Here is a 20,327-nt window from a genome sequence, read left to right on the forward strand (position 1 = left end):
CCGGCATCATCCGGCCTGGCGGTGGCGGCTGCGCCGCCTTGCCGTCAGGCGATCGTCGCTTCGTGTGCCGCGATCGCCGCGGCGTTCACGATATCGGTCACGCTGGCGCCCATCTGAACGATCTGCGCCGGTTTCTCCAGGCCCATCAGCATCGGTCCGATCACCGATCCCCCGGCAAACCGCTGAAGCAGCTTGTAGGAGATGTTGGCCGAGTGCAGGGCCGGCATGACCAGCACGTTGGCCGGGCCGGACAGACGGCAGAACGGATAAAGTCGCTGAACCTCCGGGTCCATCGCCACATCGGCCGACATCTCGCCGTCGTATTCGAAATCCAGCTCGCGGGTGTCCAGGATGTCCACCGCCTCGCGGATCCGCAGGGCCTTCTCGCGCATCGGATTGCCGAAATTGGAGAAGGACAGCAGCGCCACGCGCGGCTCGTGCCCGAAGGCCCGGGCCACCGCCGCCGTCTGGCAGGTGATGTCGGCGAGCTGCGCCGGTTCCGGCAGCTCGTGCACGTTGGTGTCGGCGATGAAGATCGTGCGGCCGCGCGAGATCACCATGGTGACCGCCATCAGCAGCTCGTTCGGCTTGCAGTCGATCACCCGGGTGACGTCGTCCGCCGCCACGCCGAAGCTGCGGGTCAGGCCGGTGACCATGCCGTCCGCGTCGCCCATCGCCACCATGCAGGCGGCGAAGATGTTGCGGTCCTGATTGACCATACGCTGGCAGTCCCGATGCATCGCGCCCTTCCTCTGAAGACGCTTATACAGAAACTCTATGTACTTTTCGTTGAACGCCGACACTTTGGCGTTCTGGATTTCCAGCGTTTCGGCGCCGGCGATGCCCATGTCCTCGATCTTGCGCTTGATGCGATCCTCGCGGCCGATGAGGATCGCGTGGCCGTAGCCGCCGGCCTGGAAGGACAGGGCGGCACGGATCGTCTTCTCCTCCTCGCCCTCGGCGAACACCACGCGCTTGTTCGACTTGCGGATGCGGTCGAGGATGTTCTGCAGGCTGGCCGCCGTCGGGTCGAGGCGGGCGCTCAACTCGGCCCGGTAGGCGTCCATGTCCTCGATGCGCTTGCGGGCCACGCCGGTATCCATCGCCGCCTGGGCGACGGCCGCGGAGACATGGACGATCAGGCGCGGGTCGAACGGGGCCGGGATGATGTAGTCGCGGCCGAACTTCAGCCGGCGCCCGGAATAGGCCGCGTCCACCTCGTCCGGCACGTCCTCGCGGGCCAGCTCCGCCAGGGCGTGGGCGGCGGCGATCTTCATATCCTGGTTGATCTCCGACGCCCGCACGTCCAGTGCGCCTCGGAAGATGTAGGGAAACCCCAGGACGTTGTTGACCTGGTTCGGGTAGTCGGAGCGGCCGGTCGCCATGATGGCGTCGTCGCGCACCGAGGCCACGTCCTCCGGGGTGATCTCCGGATCGGGATTGGCCATGGCGAAGATGATCGGGTTGGCGGCCATGGACTTCACCATGTCCTTGGTCACCGCGCCCTTGGCCGACAGGCCGAAGAAGACGTCCGCCCCTTCCAGGGCCTCGGCCAGGGTGCGCCGGTCGGTGACCGCGGCATGGGCCGACTTCCACTGGTTCATGCCCTGCTCGCGGCCCTGATAGACCACGCCGCGGGTGTCGCAGATGATGATGTTGTTGTGCGGCATGCCCATGGCCTTGAGCAGCTCCACGCCGGCGATCGAGGCCGCCCCCGCGCCGTTCACCACCAGCTTGGTGGTCTTCAGGTCGCGCCCGGTCAGGTGCATGGCGTTGATTAGGCCGGCGGCGGAGATGATCGCCGTGCCGTGCTGGTCGTCATGGAACACCGGGATGTCGAGCAGCTCCTTCAGCCGCTGCTCGATGATGAAGCATTCCGGCGCCTTGATATCTTCCAGGTTGATGCCGCCGAAGCTCGGGCCGAGATAGCGCACGGAGTTGACGAACGCGTCCACGTCCTGGGTGTCGACCTCCAGGTCGATGCCGTCCACGTCGGCGAAGCGCTTGAACAGCACCGCCTTGCCTTCCATCACCGGCTTGGAGGCGAGCGCGCCGATATTGCCGAGGCCGAGCACCGCGGTGCCGTTGGAGATCACCGCCACGATGTTGCCGCGCGACGTGTAGTCGTAGGCGGTGTTGGGATCCTTCTCGATCTCCAGGCACGGCACGGCCACGCCCGGCGAATAGGCGAGCGACAGCTCCCGCTGGGTGGTCAGCGGCTTGGTCGGCGTGATCTCGATCTTGCCGGGCCGGCCGGTCGAATGGAACAGCAGCGCTTCGTTTTCCGCGTCGGTCCGATTGTCGGTATCCATGATTTTCTGTTCGCTCCCTGAACCCGTGCCGGCCTCGGAGATCCCGAATCGGCGTTCGCGACGGTAGATCCGCCCTGTCATCTGGATCGACGTTACCGTCGCCGCACGGCGGGGGGAAGAGGTAGCCGCGCATACGGTTTGTTGGCGGCCGGAGCGACGGACCGCCCCGTCGGGCTCCCGCGCCCGCGGCCTGCGTGATAGGGTCGCGGCTTTCGTTCAGACGACGCCGAATCCCGGAGCCAGAGCCAGCCGTGTCCGCCGAGCCCTCCATGCCCGAAACCGACGATCCCGACGCTCTCCTGCAGGCCCGCGCCGAGGGCGCGACGCCGATGTTCCAGCAGTATTTCGAGGTCAAGCGCGCCCATCCCGACGCCCTGCTGTTCTATCGCATGGGGGATTTCTACGAGCTGTTCTTCGAGGATGCGGTCGCCGCCGCCCGGGCGCTGGACATTACGCTGACGCAACGAGGCCAGCACCAGGGCGAGCCGATCCCGATGTGCGGGGTCCCGCATCACAGCTCCGAGGGTTATCTCGCCCGGCTGATCCGCCAGGGATTCCGGGTGGCGGTCTGCGAGCAGACCGAGGATCCGGCCGAGGCGAAGAAGCGCGGCGGCAAGGCGGTGGTCCGGCGCGAGGTGATTCGCGTGGTCACGCCGGGCACCCTGACCGAGGACACCCTGCTCGACGCGCGGCGGCCGAACTATCTCGCCTGTCTGGCCGAGGCCGGTGGCGCTTTCGGTCTCGCCTGGGTCGATCTCTCCACCGGCGATTTCCAGACCCAGCCGGTGGAGCCGCGCGGCCTGGAAGCGGCCCTGGCCCGGCTCGCCCCGTCCGAGCTCATCCTGTCGGAGAAGCTCTATGCCGACCCCGCCCTCGAGGCGGGGCTGGCGGAGGTGCGGCCGATCAGCCACCCGATGCCGGGGGCCCGGTTCGACAGCGAGAACGGCCGGCGGCGGCTGGAAGCCAGCTACGGCGTCACCGCCATGGACGCGTTCGGCGCCTTCTCCCGCCCCGAGCTGGCGGCGGCCGGCGCCATCGTCGACTATCTGGACCTGACGCAAAAGGGCAAGCAGCCGCGTCTGGCGGCGATCCGGCGCTGGTCGCCGGGCGGGGTGATGGAGATCGACGCCGCCACCCGGCGCAACCTGGAACTGACCCGCACGCTGTCCGGTGAACGCCGGGGCAGTCTGCTCGCCACCATCGACCGGACGCTGACCGGCGCCGGCGCCCGGCTGCTGGTGGCTCGCCTGTCGGCGCCGCTGACCGATCCGGGGGCGATCGACGCCCGGCTCGACGGCGTGTCCTTCTTCCTGGAGGCCGAGCGGGCGCGCCAGGACCTGCGGGCGATCCTGTCCCGCATTCCCGATATCGACCGGGCGCTGTCGCGGCTGGCCCTGGACCGGGGCGGGCCGCGCGATCTGGCATCGATCCGCGACGCCCTGGCCGAAACCGGGCCGATCCGCGCCGCCATCGCCCGCACCCCGCTCTCCACCCCGCCGGCGGCGATCGCCCGCGATCTCGAAGACCTGGGCGAGCATTCCGATCTGGTCGACCTGCTGGGCCGGGCGCTGGCCGCCGAGCTGCCGCTGCTGGCCCGCGACGGCGGGCTGGTCGCCCCCAACTACGCGCCGGAACTGGACAGGCTGCGTGGCCTGCGCGACGAGAGCCGGCGGATGATCGCCGCCCTGCAGGCGAAATACGCCCGCGAGACGGGGGTGTCGGCGCTGAAGGTCAAGCACAACAACGTGCTGGGCTATTTCATCGAGGTCTCGGCCGCCAACGGCGACAAGATCATGGGCCGCGACGGCTTCATCCACCGCCAGACCATGGCCAATGCGGTGCGCTTCACCACCGTGGAACTGGGCGAGCTGGAAAAGGAAGTCTCGAGCGCCGCCGACAAGGCGCTGGCGGTCGAGCTGGAGGTCTTCGCCGACCTGATCGGCCGGGTGTTGGAGGTGGCCGACACCATCGCCATCGCCGCCGCTGCGCTCGCCCGGCTGGACGTCTCGGCTGCCCTGGCGGATCTGGCCGCCGCCCGCGACTGGTGCCGGCCGGTGGTGGATGACGGGCTCGGCTTCGAGGTGACCGCCGGCCGCCACCCGGTGGTGGAGGCGAGCCTGCCGGACGGGCCGGCCGCCTTCGTCGCCAACGGCTGCACCCTGGTGCCCGAGGACCGGGTCTGGCTGGTCACCGGCCCGAACATGGCCGGCAAGTCCACCTTCCTGCGGCAGAACGCGCTGATCGCCGTGCTGGCACAGATCGGCTCCTTCGTGCCGGCGGCCTCGGCGCGGATCGGCGTGGTCGACCGGCTGTTCAGCCGGGTCGGGGCCGCCGACGATCTGGCGCGGGGCCGCTCCACCTTCATGGTGGAGATGGTGGAGACCGCCGCCATCCTGAACCAGGCGGGCGAGCGGGCGCTGGTGATCCTGGACGAGATCGGTCGGGGGACGGCGACATTCGACGGCCTCTCCATCGCCTGGGCCACGGTGGAGCACCTGCACGAGAGCAACCGCTGCCGCGCGCTGTTCGCCACCCATTATCACGAGCTGACGGTCCTGGCCGACCGGCTGTCGGCGCTGACCTGCCACACCATGGCGGTGAAGGAATGGAAGGACGACATCGTCTTCCTGCATGAGGTGATCGCCGGTGCCGCCGACCGGTCCTACGGCATCCACGTCGCCAAGCTGGCCGGCCTGCCGGGGGCGGTGATCGGCCGGGCCGAGGAGGTGCTCGACCGGCTGGAGAAGGGCGAGCAGGGCAAGGCCGCGACCACCCTGATCGACGACCTTCCGCTGTTCAGCATGCTGGCAAAACCGAAGGCGTCCGCCGCCGAACCCGCCGGCCCGAGCCCGGTGGAGGACGCGCTGAAGGCTCTGAACCCGGACGAGATGACCCCGCGTCAGGCGTTGGATGCGCTCTATGCGCTGAAGGCTAAGGCCGGCCCGTCCTGAGCGTGGCGTCGATCAGCCGGGTGATCGCGGCGCAGTAGGGCGCCGGGTCGGCGCCGCCGGCGATGGCCAGGGCCGCCCGGTCGAAGGCGGCGGACAGGCAATCGGCCAGGGCGTCCAACTCGACCGGATCGACCCGCCGCATGGCCTCCGCCAGCCCCTGTCGCAGGGTCGCCCCGCCCAGGCTGCGGTCCAGTTCCGCCATCGTCTGCGGGCCGAGCACGGCGGGACCGTCCAGCAGCAGCAGCCGGGCGCGGCCGGGCACCGTCATCGCCGCGAAATAGGCGCCGGTGCCCTCGATCAGCGCCGTGCGCGGCGCGGCGACGGGGATGGTGGCCCGATCGATCGCCTCGGCCAGCGCAGCGGCCTCGGCCGTCACCACCGCGCGGAACAGGTCCGCCTTGTCGGCGAAATGATGATAGAGCGCGCCTCGGGTGACGTTGGCGGCGGCGACGATCTCCGGCGTGCCGGTCTCGCCGTAGCCCTTTTCCACGAACAGGGTCCGGGCCGCACCGATGAGGGCCGCCCGGGTGGCGGCCGTGCGGGCCTCGTTGGTTCGATGCTTGATCTGTTGCATACATACAGCCTGTATGTTAATGATCTCTCATACATACACAGTGTATGTTTTCTGAGGGAGGCGCGAAAGCCATGAAGTGTAGCCAGTTCTATCCGGTGATCATGACCGACCGGGTGGCCGAGACCGCCCGCTTCTACTGTGACCATTTCCGGTTCGCGCCGAAATTCGAGAGCGACTGGTACGTGCATCTGCAGTCGGACGAGGATCCGGGCGTGAACATCGCGATCCTGTCCGGCGATCACGAGACCATCCCGGAAACGGGACGTGGCCGGGTGTCGGGTCTGCTGATCAATTTCGAGGTGGCCGATGTGGACGCGGAACATGCCCGGGCGCGGCAGGCGGGTCTGCCGATCCTGCTGGACCTGCGCGACGAGCCGTTCGGCCAGCGCCATTTCATCACCCGGGACCCGGCCGGCGTGCTGATCGACATCGTCACTCCGATCCCGCCGAGCCCCGAGTTCCTGGCTCAGTACGCGGAGGATGCGGTGCCGGCGTGAAACCCGCCAGTCTTTCCATGGTCGGGACGTGCCACTGGAATGCTGATAGGATGGAGCCATGCCCGAAGAACCGACAAATCTGGTGCTGGAACTTCTCCGACGGATCGATACCAAGGTCGATGCGCTCCGCGACGACATGCTCGAGGTCAAGCAACGGCTCAGCCTCGTGGAAGAGGGCGTTGCGATCGTCCATCGCCGTCTCGATCGGCTGGAAATCAGGGTCGATCGGATAGAAAAGCGCCTGGGCCTTGCCGACGCCTTCTGACCCTCCGGCTCACGCCACCTTCGAATACACCGTCTCGCCCGTCAGCCCGGCCGCGTCCATGGCGGCGGCGATCCGGTCGATCTCGGCGTCGCTCAGCTTGACCAGGGGCGGGCGGACATAGGCGGCATCCATCCGCCCGAGATGGACCAGGGCCTCCTTCATACGGTTGTGCATGTCGAGGAAGGGCGGATCGTAGAACGCGCCGGTCGTCGGGTAGATCCGGTCGGCCAGGCGCCGCGCCTCCTCCAGATCCCCCGCCTGCACGGCCTGGAACAGGGCGACCTGCAGGGCGGCGATCACGCTGCCGGCCCCCGACAGCAGCCCGTCGCAGCCCAGCACCAGCGACGACAGCAGCCAGGAGGAATGGGTCGACAGCACGCTGACCCGCCGCGGCAGGGCATGCAGCTCGCGGATCTGGCGCTCGTGCTGCTTGGCGTCGTTGCACCAGTCCTTGATGGCCACCACCGTGTCGATCTCCCGGCAGATCCGCACCAGGGTCTCCACCGGATAGCCCAGCGTGGCGGCGGGATACTGGAACAGGATCAGCGGCAGGTCGGTCGCCTCACGGATCGTGGCGAAATGGGCGAGCGCCATCTCCGGGCGCATCGCCCCGCCCGACAGCAGCGTGTTCGACGGAAACACCAGCAGCGCGCTGGCGCCGTCGCGCTCCGCCCGGCGGGCGATGGACGCCGCCAGATGCGAGCCGTCGCTGTAGACGCCGTGGACCACCGGCAGCTTGCCGCCGACCTCCTCCATGGTGATCGCCATCACCCGTTCCTGTTCCGAAACGGTGCAGGTGGCGACCTCGCTGGCATGGGCGTTGACGGTGATCGCGCTGATCCCCTCCACCGAGGCGACGTCGTTCAGGTGACGGCGGTATCCGCCCTCGTCGATCTCCAGATCGGCGCTGAAGGGCAGCAGGCAGGCGGGGATCACCCCCCTCGGCGCGAAGGGCAGCGGCGCGGCCATGGTCTCCTCCCGGGATCGTTTTTTGGTTGAGAGGAAGTGTAGGCCCGCCACCGGGAGCTGGAAAGCCGCCGAATCCGCAACCTGCCTCCGTCAATCGGCCCTGTGGTCGACGATGGTGCGGAACCCGCCGAAGATCATTCTCTTGGTGTCGAAGGGCGCGGATGTCATCGCTTCCGCCATCCTCGGGTCGTCCATGACCTTCGCCATGCCGGCGTCGCGTACCTCCTTCGACGGCCAGACGATCCAGGACAGGACCACCGTCTCGTCCTGTTCGCATTTCACAGCCATCGGGAACGAAGTCAGCTTGCCCTCGGGCACGTCGTCGCCCCAGCACTCCGCGATGTGCAGCGCGCCATACTCCACGAACACCTTAGAGGCCCGTTCGGCGATGTCCTTGTAGGGCTCCATTTTGGCGGTGGGCACCGCCACGACGAATCCATCCACGTAACTCACGGCATTTCTCCTTCGGATCGATCAGCAGGGGTCATTCGGCGGCGGCGGTGCCGTGGCAGCACGCCTTGGTCGAACCGGGGTCGTATTCGTCATGCAGCCGCAGCCAGCTCATGGTGCCCTCGGCCTCATTGCGTCCCTTCGGGACCATGTCGAGAAGAGCGAAGGGCGTGAACACCAGCTCGGTGCCGCGGGAATAGGTCGAGTAGGTGTGGAACACCGCCCCGTCGGCGCCGCGGGCGAAGACGCTGTAACCGGGCAGGTCGGTATGGGCGTACGCGGTGGTGCCGTAGTTGTAGGAGACGGCCCCGGCGGCGATCTGCTCCGGCGTGAAGGCGGTGCCGTAATCGTGATTGAAGCTGTTGCCGCCGCAGGACACCCAGCGGAAGGTCCAGCCCAGGCGCCTGCGGGCCGCCTCGATCTCGTCGACCGGCGCCCGTGAGACGGCGGCGTAGGACAGGTCCGCCTGCTCGAAATGCTGGCGGGCGGCATCGACCATGTCGGCGGCACCGGCACAGCCGTCGCAGATCGGCCCGCCGGGCGGCAGCATGAAATGCTGGACGACGAGCTGGCTGCGCCCGTCGAACAGGTCCGCCAGGGTCGCGGTACCCTGCGGGGTGTCGAAGACGTACGCCTCCTCGACCCGGACCCAGGGCAGGGCGCGCCGCTCCGCATTGACCGCGTCGCGCAGATGGGTCGCCTCGCGCTCCCGGTCCAGCAGGGCGAGGCGGGCCTGAAGCCATTCTTCTCTCGAAACGATCCTCGGTGTCATCGTGTCCTCCCGTCGGACTGAACGGGGCGGATGCTGGTTGACTAATATGTTGATGTCAACATAATTGACTCATGAGCATGCGTGACGACCTCCCCATCGACGTGACCCTCGAAGTGCGCGACCGCTGTCTGTGCCTGCATCTGCAGCGGGCGGCGCGGGCGGTCGCCCGCCGTTTCGACGAGGCGCTGCGGCCGTTCGGCCTCACCAACGGGCAGTTTTCGCTGCTGATGTCCCTGAATCGGCCGTCCCCGCCGCGCATCGGCGACCTGGTGCCGCTTCTGGCGATGGACCGCACGACCCTGACCGCCGCGTTCAAGCCGCTGGAGCGGCGCGGGCTGGTCCGGGTGCTGGTCGATCCCGAGGACCGGCGCGGCCGGCGGATCGAGATCACCGATGCCGGCCGCGACGCCTTGGTGGCGGCCGTTCCCGTCTGGCGTCGCACCCATGACGAGGTCGATGCCCTGGTCGCCTCCCGCAATCTGGACGGCCTGCGGGCCGACCTGCTGTCGCTTTCCTGACCGACCCCCGACCCCAGAGGATTCATGATGCAATCGAACCCCTATCTCACCTTCGCCGGCGACTGCGCCGAGGCCTTCGGTTTCTACGCCGAGGTGCTGGGCGGCAAGATCGACGACGTGCTGCGGTTCGGCGAGGCGCCGGACTGCGACTGGGTGGCCGACGACTGGCGCGACAAGGTCATGCACAGCATGTTCACGGCCCCGGGCCTGGTTCTGATGGGGTCCGACGCGCCGCCGCAGATGTACGAAAAGCCCCAGGGCGTGTCGGTGGCCCTGCATGTGGACAGCGAGGCCGAGGCGCAGCGGATCTACGACGCCTTCAAGCAGGGCGGCACGGTGAAGATGGAGTTGCAGGAGACCTTCTGGGCCAGCCGGTTCGCCATGCTGGTCGACCGGTTCGGCATCCGCTGGATTATCAACTGCGGGAAGTCGGAGGGCTGACCCGGCGGCGGTCAGACCACGTTGCGCTCCTTCAGCGGCCGGCCCTCCAGAATGCGCTCGATGCCGAAGCGGGTGAGGTCGAGGGTCCGGAACCGGCTGGCGGTGATCAGCTCGCTCACCGCCCGCCCGGCCGCCGGCGACTGCTGAAGGCCGTGGCCGGAGAAGCCGGTGGCGAAGATCAGGTTGCCGATCTCCGGATGCCGGCCAATCACCGCGTTCTGGTCGAGGGCGTTGTAGTCGTAGGGTCCCGCCCAGGCACCGGTCAGCTTCACCGCCTCGAAGGCCGGAATCCGCTCGGCCAGGGCGGGCCAGACCACGTCGTCCCACCAGCGCCAGTCCACCTCGATGTCCCAGCTTTCCGGGTCGTCCTCTTCCGGCGGTGAGATCCCGCAGACATAGCCCGCTCCTTCCGGCCGCACGAAGACGCCGGTGGTGCCGATGGTCAGCGGCAGCGGCGGGCCTTCCAGCGGATCGCGGCAGGAAATCTGATAGACCGTGCGAATCCGGGGTCCGACCGGCAGGTCGATGCCGGCGAGACCGGCGACCGTGCCGGAATTCGCTCCCGACGCGATCACCAGGGTGCCGCAGGCGATCGCGGAGCCGTCGGCAAGCGTCACCCGCTCGACACCGGCCTTGCCGCGTCCGATGCCGGTCACCTCGCCGGTGACATAGGCGACGCCCAGCGAGCGGGCCTTGCGCTTGAAGGCCTGGAGCAGGGTGTTGGGGTCGATCCAGCCCTCCCCGCGCTCGCCGAAGGTGGCCGCCGCCACGCCTTCGGTGTTCAGGTAGGGAAAGCGCCGACCCAGCTCGTCGGCCTCCAGCCAGGAAATCGCGGCGCCGGCGGCGGTCTGTACCGCGTGGTTCTCGGCCAGGATGGCGCGGCCTTCCGCCGGGGCGAGGAACAGATAGCCGTTCTCCACGAAGCCCAGCTCCGGGCGCTCGCCCTCGACCTCGAGCAGGTCGGTCGCCTCGGCGACGAAGGCGCGGGCATAGAGCCCGATCTCCACGTTCTCGCGAATGGAGAACTGCTGCCGGATGCCGCCGACGGAGAGCGGCGTGGAGGCGCGGGCATAGGTCGGGTCGCGCTCGACCACCACGATCCGACCCTTGAAGTCCGGCGACGCGGCCAGAAAATAGGCAGTGGCGGACCCGACGGCCCCACCGCCCACAATCACCACATCCGCCACCACATCCGCCACCACATCCGCCACCACGTCCGCCTGTCCGCCGTCCGTCCCAGTCATGCGCCGCTCCCTTGTCCGGTCAGTGTCGGGAGCGTCAGGCATCCGTGACGGCCGGACAAGGGCCGCGTATAGTCTGCGCGACGGAAAAGGAGCCTTTCGTGGCCGCTACAGCCGAGGTCGAGACCCGCACCGACAGTTCCCGCGAGCGCAGCGCGCCGCAGGTCGAGCTTGCGGTGCTGGGCAAACGCGTCCCCAACCGCAAGGCGATCTGCGACGTCCCGGCCCTGGCCGCCGAAATCGAGGAGGTGGCCGGCGATCTGAAGGACCCGACCTTCCGGCGCGGCGCGATCCTGGACCTGCTGAAAGCCGCGCTGGCCGACGCCACGGGCGAGATCCGCCGCCGGCTCGAGGCCACCAACGACGGCGCGGCCTGCGTGCGCGGCCGGGCCTGGCTGATGGACCAGATCATCGGCGTCATCGCCACCCACGCCGCCGAACGCGAGTTCCCGGCCACCAACCCGACCACCTCGGAACGGATCGCCGTCACCGCGGTCGGCGGCTACGGCCGCGGCGAGCTGGCGCCGCAATCGGACATCGATCTGCTGTTCCTGCTGCCCTACAAGCAGACCGCGCGCTGCGAGCAGATTGTGGAGTACATGCTCTACCTGCTCTGGGATCTCGGCCTGAAGGTCGGCCACTCGACCCGCTCGGTGGCCGAGTGCATCCGCCAGGCCCATGCCGACATCACGATCCGCACGGCCATGCTGGAATCCCGCTTCCTGTGGGGCGACGACGCGCTCTACGAGGAGATGCGCGAGAAGTTCATGGCCGATATCGCCTCCGGCTCGCCGCTGGAGTTCGTGGAGCAGAAGCTGCAGGAATCCGATAACCGGCACCGCCGCATGGGCGATAGCCGTTACGTTGTCGAACCGAACATCAAGGACGGCAAGGGCGGGCTGCGCGACCTGCATACCCTGTTCTGGATCTCGAAATACGTCTACCGGATCGAGGATGTGGCCGAGCTGGTGCCGCGCGGGGTGCTGGATCTGGCCGAGGCCCGGCGCTTCGCCCAGGCGCAGAAGCGGCTGTGGACCATCCGCTGCCACCTGCATTACCTCACCGGCCGGCCGGAGGAGCGTCTGACCTTCGACGTGCAGCCGGTGATCGCCGAGCGGCTGGGCTATACCGACCGGGCGGGCGCCATCGCGGTCGAGCGCTTCATGAAGCACTATTACCTGACGGCGAAGGATGTGGGCGACCTGACCCGCATCTTCTGCGCCGCCATCGAAGCCGAGTACAAGCGCCGCCGCCGCCGCTTCCGCCTGCCGAAGATGTTCGGCGAGCAGCGGTTCGGCGATTTCCGGGTCGAGGGCGACCGCATCACCCTGATCGACGATGACGCGTTCCAGCGCGATCCGGTGAACCTCATCCGGCTGTTCCACGACAGCCATTTCCGCGACCTGATGATCCACCCGCACGCCCTGCGGGTGATCACCCAGAACCAGACCCTCATCAACGCCGACCTGCGGCGCGATCCCGAGGCGAACCGGCTGTTCCTGGAGATCCTGAGCAGTCCGAAGGGTCCCGAGCGCATCCTGCGGCGGATGAGCGAGGCGCGGGTGCTGGGCAAGTTCGTGCCGGATTTCGGCCGGGTCGTCGCCCAGATGCAGTTCGACATGTACCACACCTACACGGTGGACGAGCACACGCTGGTCTGCCTTGGCGTGCTGCACGCGATAGAGCAGGGCGAGCTGAAGGAGGTGGCGCCGATCGCCACCGACGTGGTGCACAAGATCCTGTCGCGCCGGGCGCTGTATGTGGCGCTGTTCCTGCACGACATCGCCAAGGGCCGCGGCGGCAACCACTCGATCCTGGGCGAGCGGGTGGCGCGGCGGGTCTGCCCGCGCCTCGGCATGACCGAGGAGGAGACCGACACGGTCGCCTGGCTGATCCGCTGGCACCTGCTGATGTCGGACACCGCCTTCAAGCGCGACGTCCACGATCCCAAGACGGTGGAGGATTTCGCCCGCATCGTACAGTCGCCGGAGCGGCTGCGCCTGCTGCTGGTGATGACCGTGGCCGATATCCGCGGCGTCGGCCCCCATGTCTGGAACGGCTGGAAGGCCCAGCTTCTGCGCGATCTCTACTACGCGACCGACGAAATGCTGACCGGCGGGACCTCGCCGACCAAGACCGGTGCGCGGGTGGCCGCCGCCAAGCGGAAGGTGGCCGAGCAGCTCGCCGGCTGGACCGAGGCGGAGGTGGAAGCGCATCTGGCCCTCGGCTACGATCCCTACTGGCTTGGTTTCGATACCGAAACGCTGGTGCGTCATGCCTGGCTGGTGCGCCGGGCCCAGGCGTCGGATGCCCGTCTGGTGGTGGAGCATCGCCTGGACCCGGACCGCGAGGTCACCGAGGTGACGGTATACGCCGCCGACCATCCGGGCCTGTTCTCCCGCATCGCCGGCGCGATGTCCTCGGTCGGGGCCAACATCGTCGATGCCCGAATCGTCACACTGGCCGACGGCATGGCGATCGACACCTTCATGATCCAGGACGACAAGCGGCAGATGTTCGACCGCTCCGACCGCCTGGCCCGGCTGGCCTCGGCCATCGAGCGCACCCTGGACGGCAGTCTGCGGCTGGAGGAGCAGCTCGAGAAGAAGGGCACGCTAACCACTCGGCGCACCCGGGCGATGAAGGTGCCGCCGCGGGTGCTGATCGACCAGAAGGCCAGCGTGACCCATACGGTGATCGAGGTGAACGCCCATGACGAGCCGGGTGTCCTGCACCGCATGACCCGGGCCCTGGCGCGGGTCGGCGTGCAGATTCATTCCGCGACCGTGTCGACCTATGGCGAGCGGTTCGTCGACGTGTTCTATGTGAAGGATGTCTTCGGCCTGAAGATCGACAGCGCCAGGAAACTGGACGAGATCCGCGGGGCATTGCTGGACTCGCTGGGGGTCAAGCCGGCGGAGAAGACGAAATAACGAACCGCCGGCCCGTCGAGACGCGTCCCGGATCGGATCCGGGGCCTGTCGGCCGGCGCCTTAAATCCGCCGTACGGCGGCCATAGGCCTAGCGCGCCGAATCACGTACATCCTGGCCCCATGAACCTCGCCCGCGCCATCGCCACCGTCGGCGGCTACACCATGATCAGCCGGGTGACCGGGTTCGTGCGCGACATGCTGATCGCCGCCGTGGTCGGGGCCGGGCCGATCGCCGATGCGTTCTTCGTCGCCTTCCAGATCCCCAACTTCTTCCGCCGGCTGACCGGCGAGGGGGCGCTCACCGTCGCCTTCGTGCCGATGTTCGCCGGCATGGTCGAGACCAAGGGCCAGCAGGCCGCCGTCGCCTTCGCCGGCCAGGTCCAGTCCGTCCTGCTGGTCGTCCTGCTGGCCCTGCTGGCCGTGGCCGAGTTCGCCATGCCGGGGGTGATCCTGCTGCTCGCCCCCGGGTTCGGCGGGGACGACCCGCGCTACGACTTGGCGGTGGAACTGACCCGGATCACCTTCCCCTATCTGCCGCTGATCTCGCTGGTGGCGCTGTGGGGCGGGATGCTGAACAGCCTGGGCAAGTTCTGGGCGATGGCCGCCGCGCCGATCCTGCTGAATCTGATCCTGATCGCCGCCCTGGCGACGGCGGCCGGGCTGCTGGAGACCCCGGGCCATGTGCTGGCCTGGGGCGTGGCGATCGCCGGGGTCGCCCAGGCGCTGTTCGTCGCGCTCGCCTGCCGGCGCGAGGGCGCGCTGCCGCCGCTGCTGCGTCCGCGGCTGACGCCCGAGGTCAGGCGGCTGCTGGTGCTGATCGCGCCAGCGGCCCTTGGCGCCGGCGTGGTGCAGGTAAACGCCTTCATCGGCATTCTTCTGGCCTCGCTGCTGCCGGCGGGCTCGGTCTCCTACCTGTATTATGCCGACCGGGTGGTGCAGTTGCCGCTCGGCGTCGTCGGCGTGGCGATCGGCACCGCCCTGCTGCCGATGCTGTCCCGCCAGGTCCGTGCCGAAGAGACGGGGGCGGCGCTGTGGACCCAGAACCGGGCGCTGGAGATCGGCCTGCTGCTGACGGTGCCGGCCGCCTTCGCCATCTCGGTGATCGCCGATCCGCTGGTCACCGTGCTGTTCCAGCGTGGCGCTTTCTCGGCCACCGACGGCTACGAGACGGCCATCACGCTGGCCGCCTATGCCGCCGGCCTGCCCGCCTTCGTGCTGATCAAGGTGTTCCAGCCGGGCTTCTTCGCCCGCCAGGATACCGCCACCCCGGTCAAGGTGGCGGCCGCCGCGGTGGTCGCCAACCTCGCCTGCAACGCGGTGCTGCTGCCGATGTTCGACCAGGTCGGCATCGCCCTGTCGACGGTGATCTCCTCCTGGCTGAACGCCGCGCTGCTGGCCACGTTGCTCTACCGGCGCGGTCATCTGGCGCTGGACAGGCGCCTGCTCGTCCGCGCGCCGAAGATCGTGCTGTCGGCAGCCTTGATGGCGGGAGCGCTCTGGTTCCTGGCCGAGGGGCTGGCGCCCTGGCTCGCGGGTGGAACGGCGCAGCGGGTCGGCGCGCTGGCCGGTCTGGTGTTGGCCGGCCTCGCGGTCTACGCCGCCGCCTGCCTGATCCTGAAGGCCGCCCATCCGCGGGATTTCGCCGCCATGCGCCGGGCCGGCTGAGCCTCAGGTCAGCTCCACCAGAAGCGCGGCGGCATCGTCGGAGGTCTTGAACCGGCCGAACGGGATATCGTCGGCCGCATCCGCCTCGAAGCCGCGCAGCCTCCCGATCAGTGACGCTAGACCCTCTCGCTCGGCGGCCTGGAACAGCCCGTCGTCGTCATACAGCCCGTACATCTCCACCAGCCGGTAGAACCCGTCGGTGCAGAGCAGGACTCTGGTGCCCGGCTCGGCCGAGGTCTCATGCGTGTTCAGCCCGACCACCGCTTCCGCATGGACGCTGAGAACCCAGTAGCCGTCCGGCCGGTTCATCCTCGCCCGCTGGCGGCGCAGGGTCGCGTTGATGTCGCTGCCGTCGGAAAGCAGGCGACGGGCCTGGGCCTGCTCGTCCTTATCGGAAACTGGTTTCGGAATCGCAATAGCATCAGCGCCAGGTCGGCGGACCAGAGTGGTGCAGTCGGGGAAGCCGCCAAAGCTGAGCGTGCCCGACGCCCTATTCCAGCGTGTCACGGTAAGCGCCGCACTCGGCATGTCGCCGGGCGGGATCGCCGAGACGGGAGACTCCGTCTGCCGCTCTACCGCCTCCCGCAGGCCCTGGATCAGCGCTGCCGCCATGTCCAAGGGGGTGCCGCCGCCGGTATGGCGCAGCAGTCGGTCGGTCTGCTCGGCGAACCAGAACGCGTCGGTGGGCGCGTCGGGGAACAGGCGTGTGGCGCAGACGTCGGTGGCCCCGTCGATCACCCAGGCGAGTCCGCGCCGGGGGTCGCAGCCGATCCGATCCTCTGAGTTCCGGCCCTTGCCAGGATCGTTCACGCTGTCGACCAGTCGGATCACGGCAGGCTCCTCTTGGGCTCCACGCGGGCTCGCCAGCGGGTCCCGGTAACGTGCAATGCTTGATTTGAGCGCGTGGGCCGGAGATAAACCGGCCACGGACGTCTGCGGGCGTCCGCAGACGGAAGGCCCCGCAGACAGACTTCTCCAATGCACCCTAGCCGATGGCGAGTCCCTGATCCATGAGACGCATCTTCTCCGGCATTCAGCCGACCGGTAACCTGACCCTGGGCAACTACCTCGGTGCGATCCGGAACTGGGTGGCGCTGCAGGGCGAGAAATCCTACGAGTGCATCTTCTGCGTGGTCGACCAGCACGCGATCACCATCCCGCAGGATCCGGCCGAGCTGAAGCAGGCGACCCGGGAGGTTGCGGCGAGCCTGATCGCGGCCGGTATCGATCCGACCGACAGCATCCTGTTCAACCAGTCCCAGGTGGACGAGCACATGAAGCTCGCCTGGGTGCTCGGCTGCGTGGCGCGGGTCGGCTGGCTGAACCGGATGACCCAGTTCAAGGACAAGGCCGGCAAGGACCGCGACAACGCGACCACCGGCCTGTGGTGGTACCCGGTGCTGATGGCCGCCGACATCCTGGCCTACAAGGGAACCCACGTGCCGGTCGGCGACGACCAGAAGCAGCACCTGGAGCTCGCCCGCGACATCGCCCAGGCCTACAACTCGATGTTCGGAGTCGAGTTCTTCCCGCTGCCGGAGCCGCAGATTCTGGGGGCCGCCACCCGGGTGATGAGCCTGCGCGACGGCACCAAGAAGATGAGCAAGTCGGACGCGTCGGACATGTCGCGCATCAACATGACCGACGACGCCGACACCATCGCCAACAAGATCAAGAAGGCGAAGACCGATCCGGAGCCGCTGCCGAGCGAGGCGGCGGGCCTGGCCGAGCGGGCCGAGGCGCGCAACCTGGTGACCATCTATGCCGCGCTGGCGGACAGGACGGTCGACGAGGTTCTGGCCGAATACGGCGGCCAGGGCTTCGGCAAGTTCAAGCCGGCCCTGTCGGAGCTGGCGGTGGAGGTGCTCGGCCCGATCGGGGCGGAGCTGCAGAAGCTGATGGCCGATCCCGCCTTTATCGACAGCGTCCTGGCCAAGGGCGGCGACCGGGCCCGGGCGCTGGCCAAGCCGATCGTCGAGGAGGTCTACGACACGGTGGGCTTCCTGCGTCCCTGATCCCGCAGGATCCCGAGATACAGCACCGCCCCCGTCACCGCGAAGGCGGGGGCGGTCGCCAGCGCGATCCCGACGACGCCCCAATACCGCATGAACAGCGCGTTGAGCGCGATGGTCAGCACGATGTTCACCGCCGCGGCGACCGGAATGACCCCGCCGAGATTGAGCACGGCGGCGGCGCGGACCAGGATCACCACCGCGGCGAAAGCCGGCAGCTGGGTGGCGTAGGCGCTCAGCACCTGGGCGACCAGTTTGGTGTCCTCCGCGGTGAAGGCGCCGCGCTGGTACAGTAGGGCGATCACCGGCTCCGACAGCAGCCAGGCGATGCCGACCCCCGGAATGGCCAGCAGGATCACTGCGACCAGATGTCGGCGCAGGCGGGAAAACAGGCGCGCCGGGTCCTCCAGCGCGTTCTCCGCATAGGCCGGCAGCACGGAGATGCCCAGCGCCGTCGTCACCACATGGAGGCCGGCCAGCACCAGTTTCGCGCCATAGCCCAGGGCCGAGGCCGCCCCCTCGCCCAGGCGGGCGGCCATGAGCTGGTCGATCAGCCCGGCGCCCGACAGCAGCAGCGTCGCCAGGAACAGCGGCCCCCAACGACGCAGGAGATCCGCCAGATCGGCCCGGCTGACCGAGACGGCCGGACGATAGCCCAGTCGGCGCGCCGCGCTGAGCACGATGGCGGCCTCCGCCAGGGTGCCGATCACCGCGCCCCAGGCCAGGGCCGACACGCCGAGGCTGTCGCGGAACCCGATCAGCAGCAGCGCCATGGCCAGCGGCGTGAGCACCGGCGCGATCGCCGGCAGGGCGAAGCGCCGTTCCGCCGTCAGCACCGCACCGCCGGCATAGGCCAGCCCGCCCATCACCGCGAACAGGCTCATGATCCACAGCATGTCGGTGGCGAGCGTGATGGTGCGCGCCGAATATCCCGGTGCGACGGCCGGCAGGTAGAGCGGGGCGAAGGCGGCGCACAGGATCGCCGCACCGGCGATCACGCCGGCGACGATCCCGGCTCCCGAGGTCGCCAGCGCGGAGGCGCGCCGCCGGTCGCCGCCGCGTTTCGCCGCCAGCAGCGCCGGAATGGCGGCGATCTGGAACGAGCCGGCGACGATCTGCACCAGGAAGACCGGCAGGGCGAGCGCGACGAAGAAGGCATCCACCTCGGGCCCACGGCCGTAGAGCATCGCGATCACGGCCTCGCGCAGGAAGGCGGAGGATTTGGCGACGACGGAGAGAATCGCGATGGTCGCCCCGGCGCGGGCGATCGCGCGGTCGTCCATGCCGGACGCGGCCGGTGCTTCGTCCGCCTGACTCATGGGGCCTGGCTCATGGGACCTGACTCATGGAGGCCGGACTCACGAGAGATCGGGCGGGGTGAAGACGTCGATCGGCCGGGTCAGGCCCTTGACCGGATGGCCGCCCAGCGCCGTCAGGGGCTCGCCGGCGGCGTCGGAGAACTCGCGCGAGGCCAGTACCCGCACCCCCAGGGTGCGGGTCAGCCCCTCGATCCGGTTGGCGAGATTGACCGCCGGGCCGATCACGGTGAAGTCGAGCCGCTCCGCCCCGCCGATATTGCCGTAGCCGACCTCGCCCAGATGCAGGGCGATGCCGAAATCGATCACGGACTTGCCCTGGCGGCGGCGCATGTCGTTCAGGGTGCGCATCAGGGTGACGGTGTCGCGGGCGGCGGTCAGCGCCAGGCGGCAGGCATCCATGTCGCCTTCCGCCTGGCCGCGGGACGGATCGGCCGGGAAGATCGCCAGCATGCCGTCGCCGAGGAACTTCAGCACCTCGCCGCCGCGCTCCTCGACCGCCTGGACGGCCCGTTCGAAATAGTCGTCGAGCAGGTCGATGATCTCGTCCCGGCTGAGCTGGTCGGACAGGGTCGTGAAGTCGCGGATGTCGGTGTACCACACCGCGGCCCGGATGCCCTCTGCCACGCCGCGCACGATCTCGCCGGCCAGAATGCGCTCCCCGGTGTTGCGGCCGAGATAGGTCGTCAGCAGCTGGCGGGTCAGGTCGCGCCGCTCCAGCACTTCCATGCGCAGGGACAGGGCGGGCATGAACTCCCAGATCTCGCGCAGTTCCTCGGTGCTGAAGCCGCCCGGCCGGTCCGCGGTCCAGGTGGTGAAGTTGATGTTGCCGTCGGAGAACACCAGCGGCATGGCGACATAGTCGGTCGCGCCCTCCTCGCGCAGGTCGTTCAGGATCGGAAAGTCGTTCTGCTCGCCCGTCATGTCCAGGCGCCGTCGGATGCCCTGCGCGCCCTCGAAGATCAGCGGCATCGGGCTCTGCTTGTAGGCGGGGGTCTGCTGCATGCCGCGCATCACCCGCATCTGCCGCGGCGCGTCGACGTCGCGGTACCAGATGATCGAGGTCCCCGTGGCCTGGGGGTGCAGGGTGGTGATGAAATAGGTCATCCGCATCAGCGGGTATCCGCGCGCCACCATCAGCCGACCGAGGTCGCGGGCAAGGAACCGGCGCGAGGCGTAAATGGCGGAATCCTTCAGGATCCACTGCAGCGGCGTGAGGCTCGGATCGACCGGCGGCAGGCCGGAATCGTCGTCGTCGTCGAGGAAGCGGACGAGCTGACGGGCTTCCTCGTTGCCCGGGCCGATCGACCGGCGGAGCAACGGCGAATAGTTGATCGGCCCGGTCTCTTCGGCGTCTTGTGCGCCGGCCGCATCGGTGTCGTCGCCGGTGGCCTCACTTGACGTCATCGGT

17 protein-coding genes are annotated in these 20,327 nt (G+C 68.8%); 8 read left to right on the forward strand and 9 right to left on the reverse strand.

The annotated features are described in order from the left end of the window. Window positions 1-44: 44 nt before the first annotated feature. The gene (locus BLS34_RS10745) at window positions 45-2,312 is read right to left on the reverse strand and encodes an NADP-dependent malic enzyme (protein ID WP_038015714.1); all 2,268 of its coding nucleotides are present in this window, start codon (window positions 2,310-2,312) and stop codon (window positions 45-47) included. 269 nt (window positions 2,313-2,581) lie between these two features. On the opposite strand from BLS34_RS10745, the gene mutS reads away from it, so the two are divergent. Next, window positions 2,582-5,263: a DNA mismatch repair protein MutS gene (mutS, locus tag BLS34_RS10750; RefSeq protein WP_245701956.1), complete on the forward strand. Its 2,682-nt coding sequence runs from the start codon at window positions 2,582-2,584 to the stop codon at window positions 5,261-5,263. Here the strand turns inward: mutS and BLS34_RS10755 are convergent. Continuing rightward, the gene (locus tag BLS34_RS10755) at window positions 5,244-5,837 is read right to left on the reverse strand and encodes a TetR/AcrR family transcriptional regulator (protein ID WP_093150195.1); all 594 of its coding nucleotides are present in this window, start codon (window positions 5,835-5,837) and stop codon (window positions 5,244-5,246) included. The genes mutS and BLS34_RS10755 overlap by 20 nt on opposite strands. 71 nt (window positions 5,838-5,908) lie before the next feature. Here BLS34_RS10755 and BLS34_RS10760 point away from each other — a divergent pair, with 71 nt between their 5' ends. Both BLS34_RS10760 and BLS34_RS10765 read left to right on the forward strand, forming a co-directional pair. Beyond that, on the forward strand, window positions 5,909-6,334 hold the full coding sequence (locus tag BLS34_RS10760; protein WP_093150197.1) for a VOC family protein: 426 nt from the start codon (window positions 5,909-5,911) through the stop codon (window positions 6,332-6,334). Window positions 6,335-6,392: 58 nt separating this feature from the next. Continuing rightward, window positions 6,393-6,599: a hypothetical protein gene (locus BLS34_RS10765; protein WP_028796174.1), complete on the forward strand. Its 207-nt coding sequence runs from the start codon at window positions 6,393-6,395 to the stop codon at window positions 6,597-6,599. A gap of 9 nt (window positions 6,600-6,608) precedes the next feature. Here the strand turns inward: BLS34_RS10765 and BLS34_RS10770 are convergent, their stop codons facing one another. The 3 genes from BLS34_RS10770 to BLS34_RS10780 all read right to left on the reverse strand — a co-directional run bounded on the left by BLS34_RS10770 (window position 6,609) and on the right by BLS34_RS10780 (window position 8,790). Beyond that, complete coding sequence (locus BLS34_RS10770) at window positions 6,609-7,568, reverse strand: dihydrodipicolinate synthase family protein (protein WP_093150199.1); 960 nt, start codon at window positions 7,566-7,568, stop codon at window positions 6,609-6,611. Between the two features lie 90 nt (window positions 7,569-7,658). Then, on the reverse strand, window positions 7,659-8,021 hold the full coding sequence (locus BLS34_RS10775) for a DUF1428 domain-containing protein (protein ID WP_093150200.1): 363 nt from the start codon (window positions 8,019-8,021) through the stop codon (window positions 7,659-7,661). 31 nt (window positions 8,022-8,052) lie between these two features. Beyond that, window positions 8,053-8,790 carry a DUF899 domain-containing protein gene (locus tag BLS34_RS10780; RefSeq protein ID WP_093150202.1) on the reverse strand — a complete coding sequence of 246 codons (738 nt, stop codon included), beginning with the start codon at window positions 8,788-8,790 and terminating at the stop codon, window positions 8,053-8,055. A gap of 77 nt (window positions 8,791-8,867) precedes the next feature. Here BLS34_RS10780 and BLS34_RS10785 point away from each other — a divergent pair, with 77 nt between their 5' ends. Beyond that, complete coding sequence (locus tag BLS34_RS10785) at window positions 8,868-9,308, forward strand: MarR family winged helix-turn-helix transcriptional regulator (protein WP_342739794.1); 441 nt, start codon at window positions 8,868-8,870, stop codon at window positions 9,306-9,308. A gap of 24 nt (window positions 9,309-9,332) precedes the next feature. Next, window positions 9,333-9,749 (forward strand): VOC family protein, encoded by a 417-nt coding sequence (locus BLS34_RS10790; protein WP_215906089.1) that lies wholly within the window; start codon window positions 9,333-9,335, stop codon window positions 9,747-9,749. Between the two features lie 11 nt (window positions 9,750-9,760). On the opposite strand, the gene BLS34_RS10795 is transcribed toward BLS34_RS10790, so the two are convergent. Then, complete coding sequence (locus tag BLS34_RS10795; protein WP_175474181.1) at window positions 9,761-10,993, reverse strand: NAD(P)/FAD-dependent oxidoreductase; 1,233 nt, start codon at window positions 10,991-10,993, stop codon at window positions 9,761-9,763. Window positions 10,994-11,091: 98 nt separating this feature from the next. On the opposite strand from BLS34_RS10795, the gene BLS34_RS10800 reads away from it, so the two are divergent. Together BLS34_RS10800 and murJ (BLS34_RS10805) are read left to right on the forward strand one after the other, a co-directional pair. Then, window positions 11,092-13,923, forward strand: coding sequence for a [protein-PII] uridylyltransferase (locus tag BLS34_RS10800; protein ID WP_093150204.1), 2,832 nt, complete (start codon window positions 11,092-11,094; stop codon window positions 13,921-13,923). A gap of 120 nt (window positions 13,924-14,043) precedes the next feature. Then, on the forward strand, window positions 14,044-15,588 hold the full coding sequence (murJ, locus tag BLS34_RS10805) for a murein biosynthesis integral membrane protein MurJ (RefSeq protein WP_093150206.1): 1,545 nt from the start codon (window positions 14,044-14,046) through the stop codon (window positions 15,586-15,588). Window positions 15,589-15,591: 3 nt separating this feature from the next. On the opposite strand, the gene BLS34_RS10810 is transcribed toward murJ (BLS34_RS10805), so the two are convergent. After that, entirely contained in the window at window positions 15,592-16,419 is an 828-nt protein-coding gene (locus tag BLS34_RS10810; RefSeq protein ID WP_093150208.1) for a PP2C family serine/threonine-protein phosphatase, read from the reverse strand. Window positions 16,420-16,598: 179 nt separating this feature from the next. On the opposite strand from BLS34_RS10810, the gene trpS reads away from it, so the two are divergent. Beyond that, on the forward strand, window positions 16,599-17,603 hold the full coding sequence (trpS, locus tag BLS34_RS10815; protein WP_028796183.1) for a tryptophan--tRNA ligase: 1,005 nt from the start codon (window positions 16,599-16,601) through the stop codon (window positions 17,601-17,603). On the opposite strand, the gene murJ (BLS34_RS10820) is transcribed toward trpS, so the two are convergent. Together murJ (BLS34_RS10820) and BLS34_RS10825 are read right to left on the reverse strand one after the other, a co-directional pair. Further along, window positions 17,573-18,919 carry a murein biosynthesis integral membrane protein MurJ gene (gene murJ / locus BLS34_RS10820; RefSeq protein ID WP_093150210.1) on the reverse strand — a complete coding sequence of 449 codons (1,347 nt, stop codon included), beginning with the start codon at window positions 18,917-18,919 and terminating at the stop codon, window positions 17,573-17,575. The two genes, trpS and murJ (BLS34_RS10820), sit on opposite strands and share 31 nt — an antisense overlap. A gap of 39 nt (window positions 18,920-18,958) precedes the next feature. After that, window positions 18,959-20,323 carry an adenylate/guanylate cyclase domain-containing protein gene (locus tag BLS34_RS10825; RefSeq protein ID WP_093150212.1) on the reverse strand — a complete coding sequence of 455 codons (1,365 nt, stop codon included), beginning with the start codon at window positions 20,321-20,323 and terminating at the stop codon, window positions 18,959-18,961. Between the last annotated feature and the right edge of the window lie 4 nt (window positions 20,324-20,327).

Origin of the sequence: Thalassobaculum litoreum DSM 18839 (assembly GCF_900102465.1) — a bacterium.
Classification (GTDB): domain Bacteria; phylum Pseudomonadota; class Alphaproteobacteria; order Thalassobaculales; family Thalassobaculaceae; genus Thalassobaculum; species Thalassobaculum litoreum.

Bases quoted from the DNA above. Each gene is read 5' to 3' on its own strand.
- BLS34_RS10760 (WP_093150197.1), top strand. From the start codon at position 5,909: ATGAAGTGTAGCCAGTTCTATCCGGTGATCATGACCGACCGGGTGGCC.
- BLS34_RS10770 (WP_093150199.1), bottom strand. From the start codon at position 7,568: ATGGCCGCGCCGCTGCCCTTCGCGCCGAGGGGGGTGATCCCCGCCTGC.
- BLS34_RS10795 (WP_175474181.1), bottom strand. From the start codon at position 10,993: ATGACTGGGACGGACGGCGGACAGGCGGACGTGGTGGCGGATGTGGTG.
- BLS34_RS10745 (WP_038015714.1), bottom strand. From the start codon at position 2,312: ATGGATACCGACAATCGGACCGACGCGGAAAACGAAGCGCTGCTGTTC.
- BLS34_RS10790 (WP_215906089.1), top strand. From the start codon at position 9,333: ATGATGCAATCGAACCCCTATCTCACCTTCGCCGGCGACTGCGCCGAG.
- murJ (WP_093150210.1), bottom strand. From the start codon at position 18,919: ATGAGTCAGGCGGACGAAGCACCGGCCGCGTCCGGCATGGACGACCGC.
- BLS34_RS10780 (WP_093150202.1), bottom strand. From the start codon at position 8,790: ATGACACCGAGGATCGTTTCGAGAGAAGAATGGCTTCAGGCCCGCCTC.
- mutS (WP_245701956.1), top strand. From the start codon at position 2,582: ATGCCCGAAACCGACGATCCCGACGCTCTCCTGCAGGCCCGCGCCGAG.
- BLS34_RS10785 (WP_342739794.1), top strand. From the start codon at position 8,868: ATGCGTGACGACCTCCCCATCGACGTGACCCTCGAAGTGCGCGACCGC.
- BLS34_RS10765 (WP_028796174.1), top strand. From the start codon at position 6,393: ATGCCCGAAGAACCGACAAATCTGGTGCTGGAACTTCTCCGACGGATC.
- murJ (WP_093150206.1), top strand. From the start codon at position 14,044: ATGAACCTCGCCCGCGCCATCGCCACCGTCGGCGGCTACACCATGATC.
- BLS34_RS10755 (WP_093150195.1), bottom strand. From the start codon at position 5,837: ATGCAACAGATCAAGCATCGAACCAACGAGGCCCGCACGGCCGCCACC.
- BLS34_RS10825 (WP_093150212.1), bottom strand. From the start codon at position 20,323: ATGACGTCAAGTGAGGCCACCGGCGACGACACCGATGCGGCCGGCGCA.
- trpS (WP_028796183.1), top strand. From the start codon at position 16,599: ATGAGACGCATCTTCTCCGGCATTCAGCCGACCGGTAACCTGACCCTG.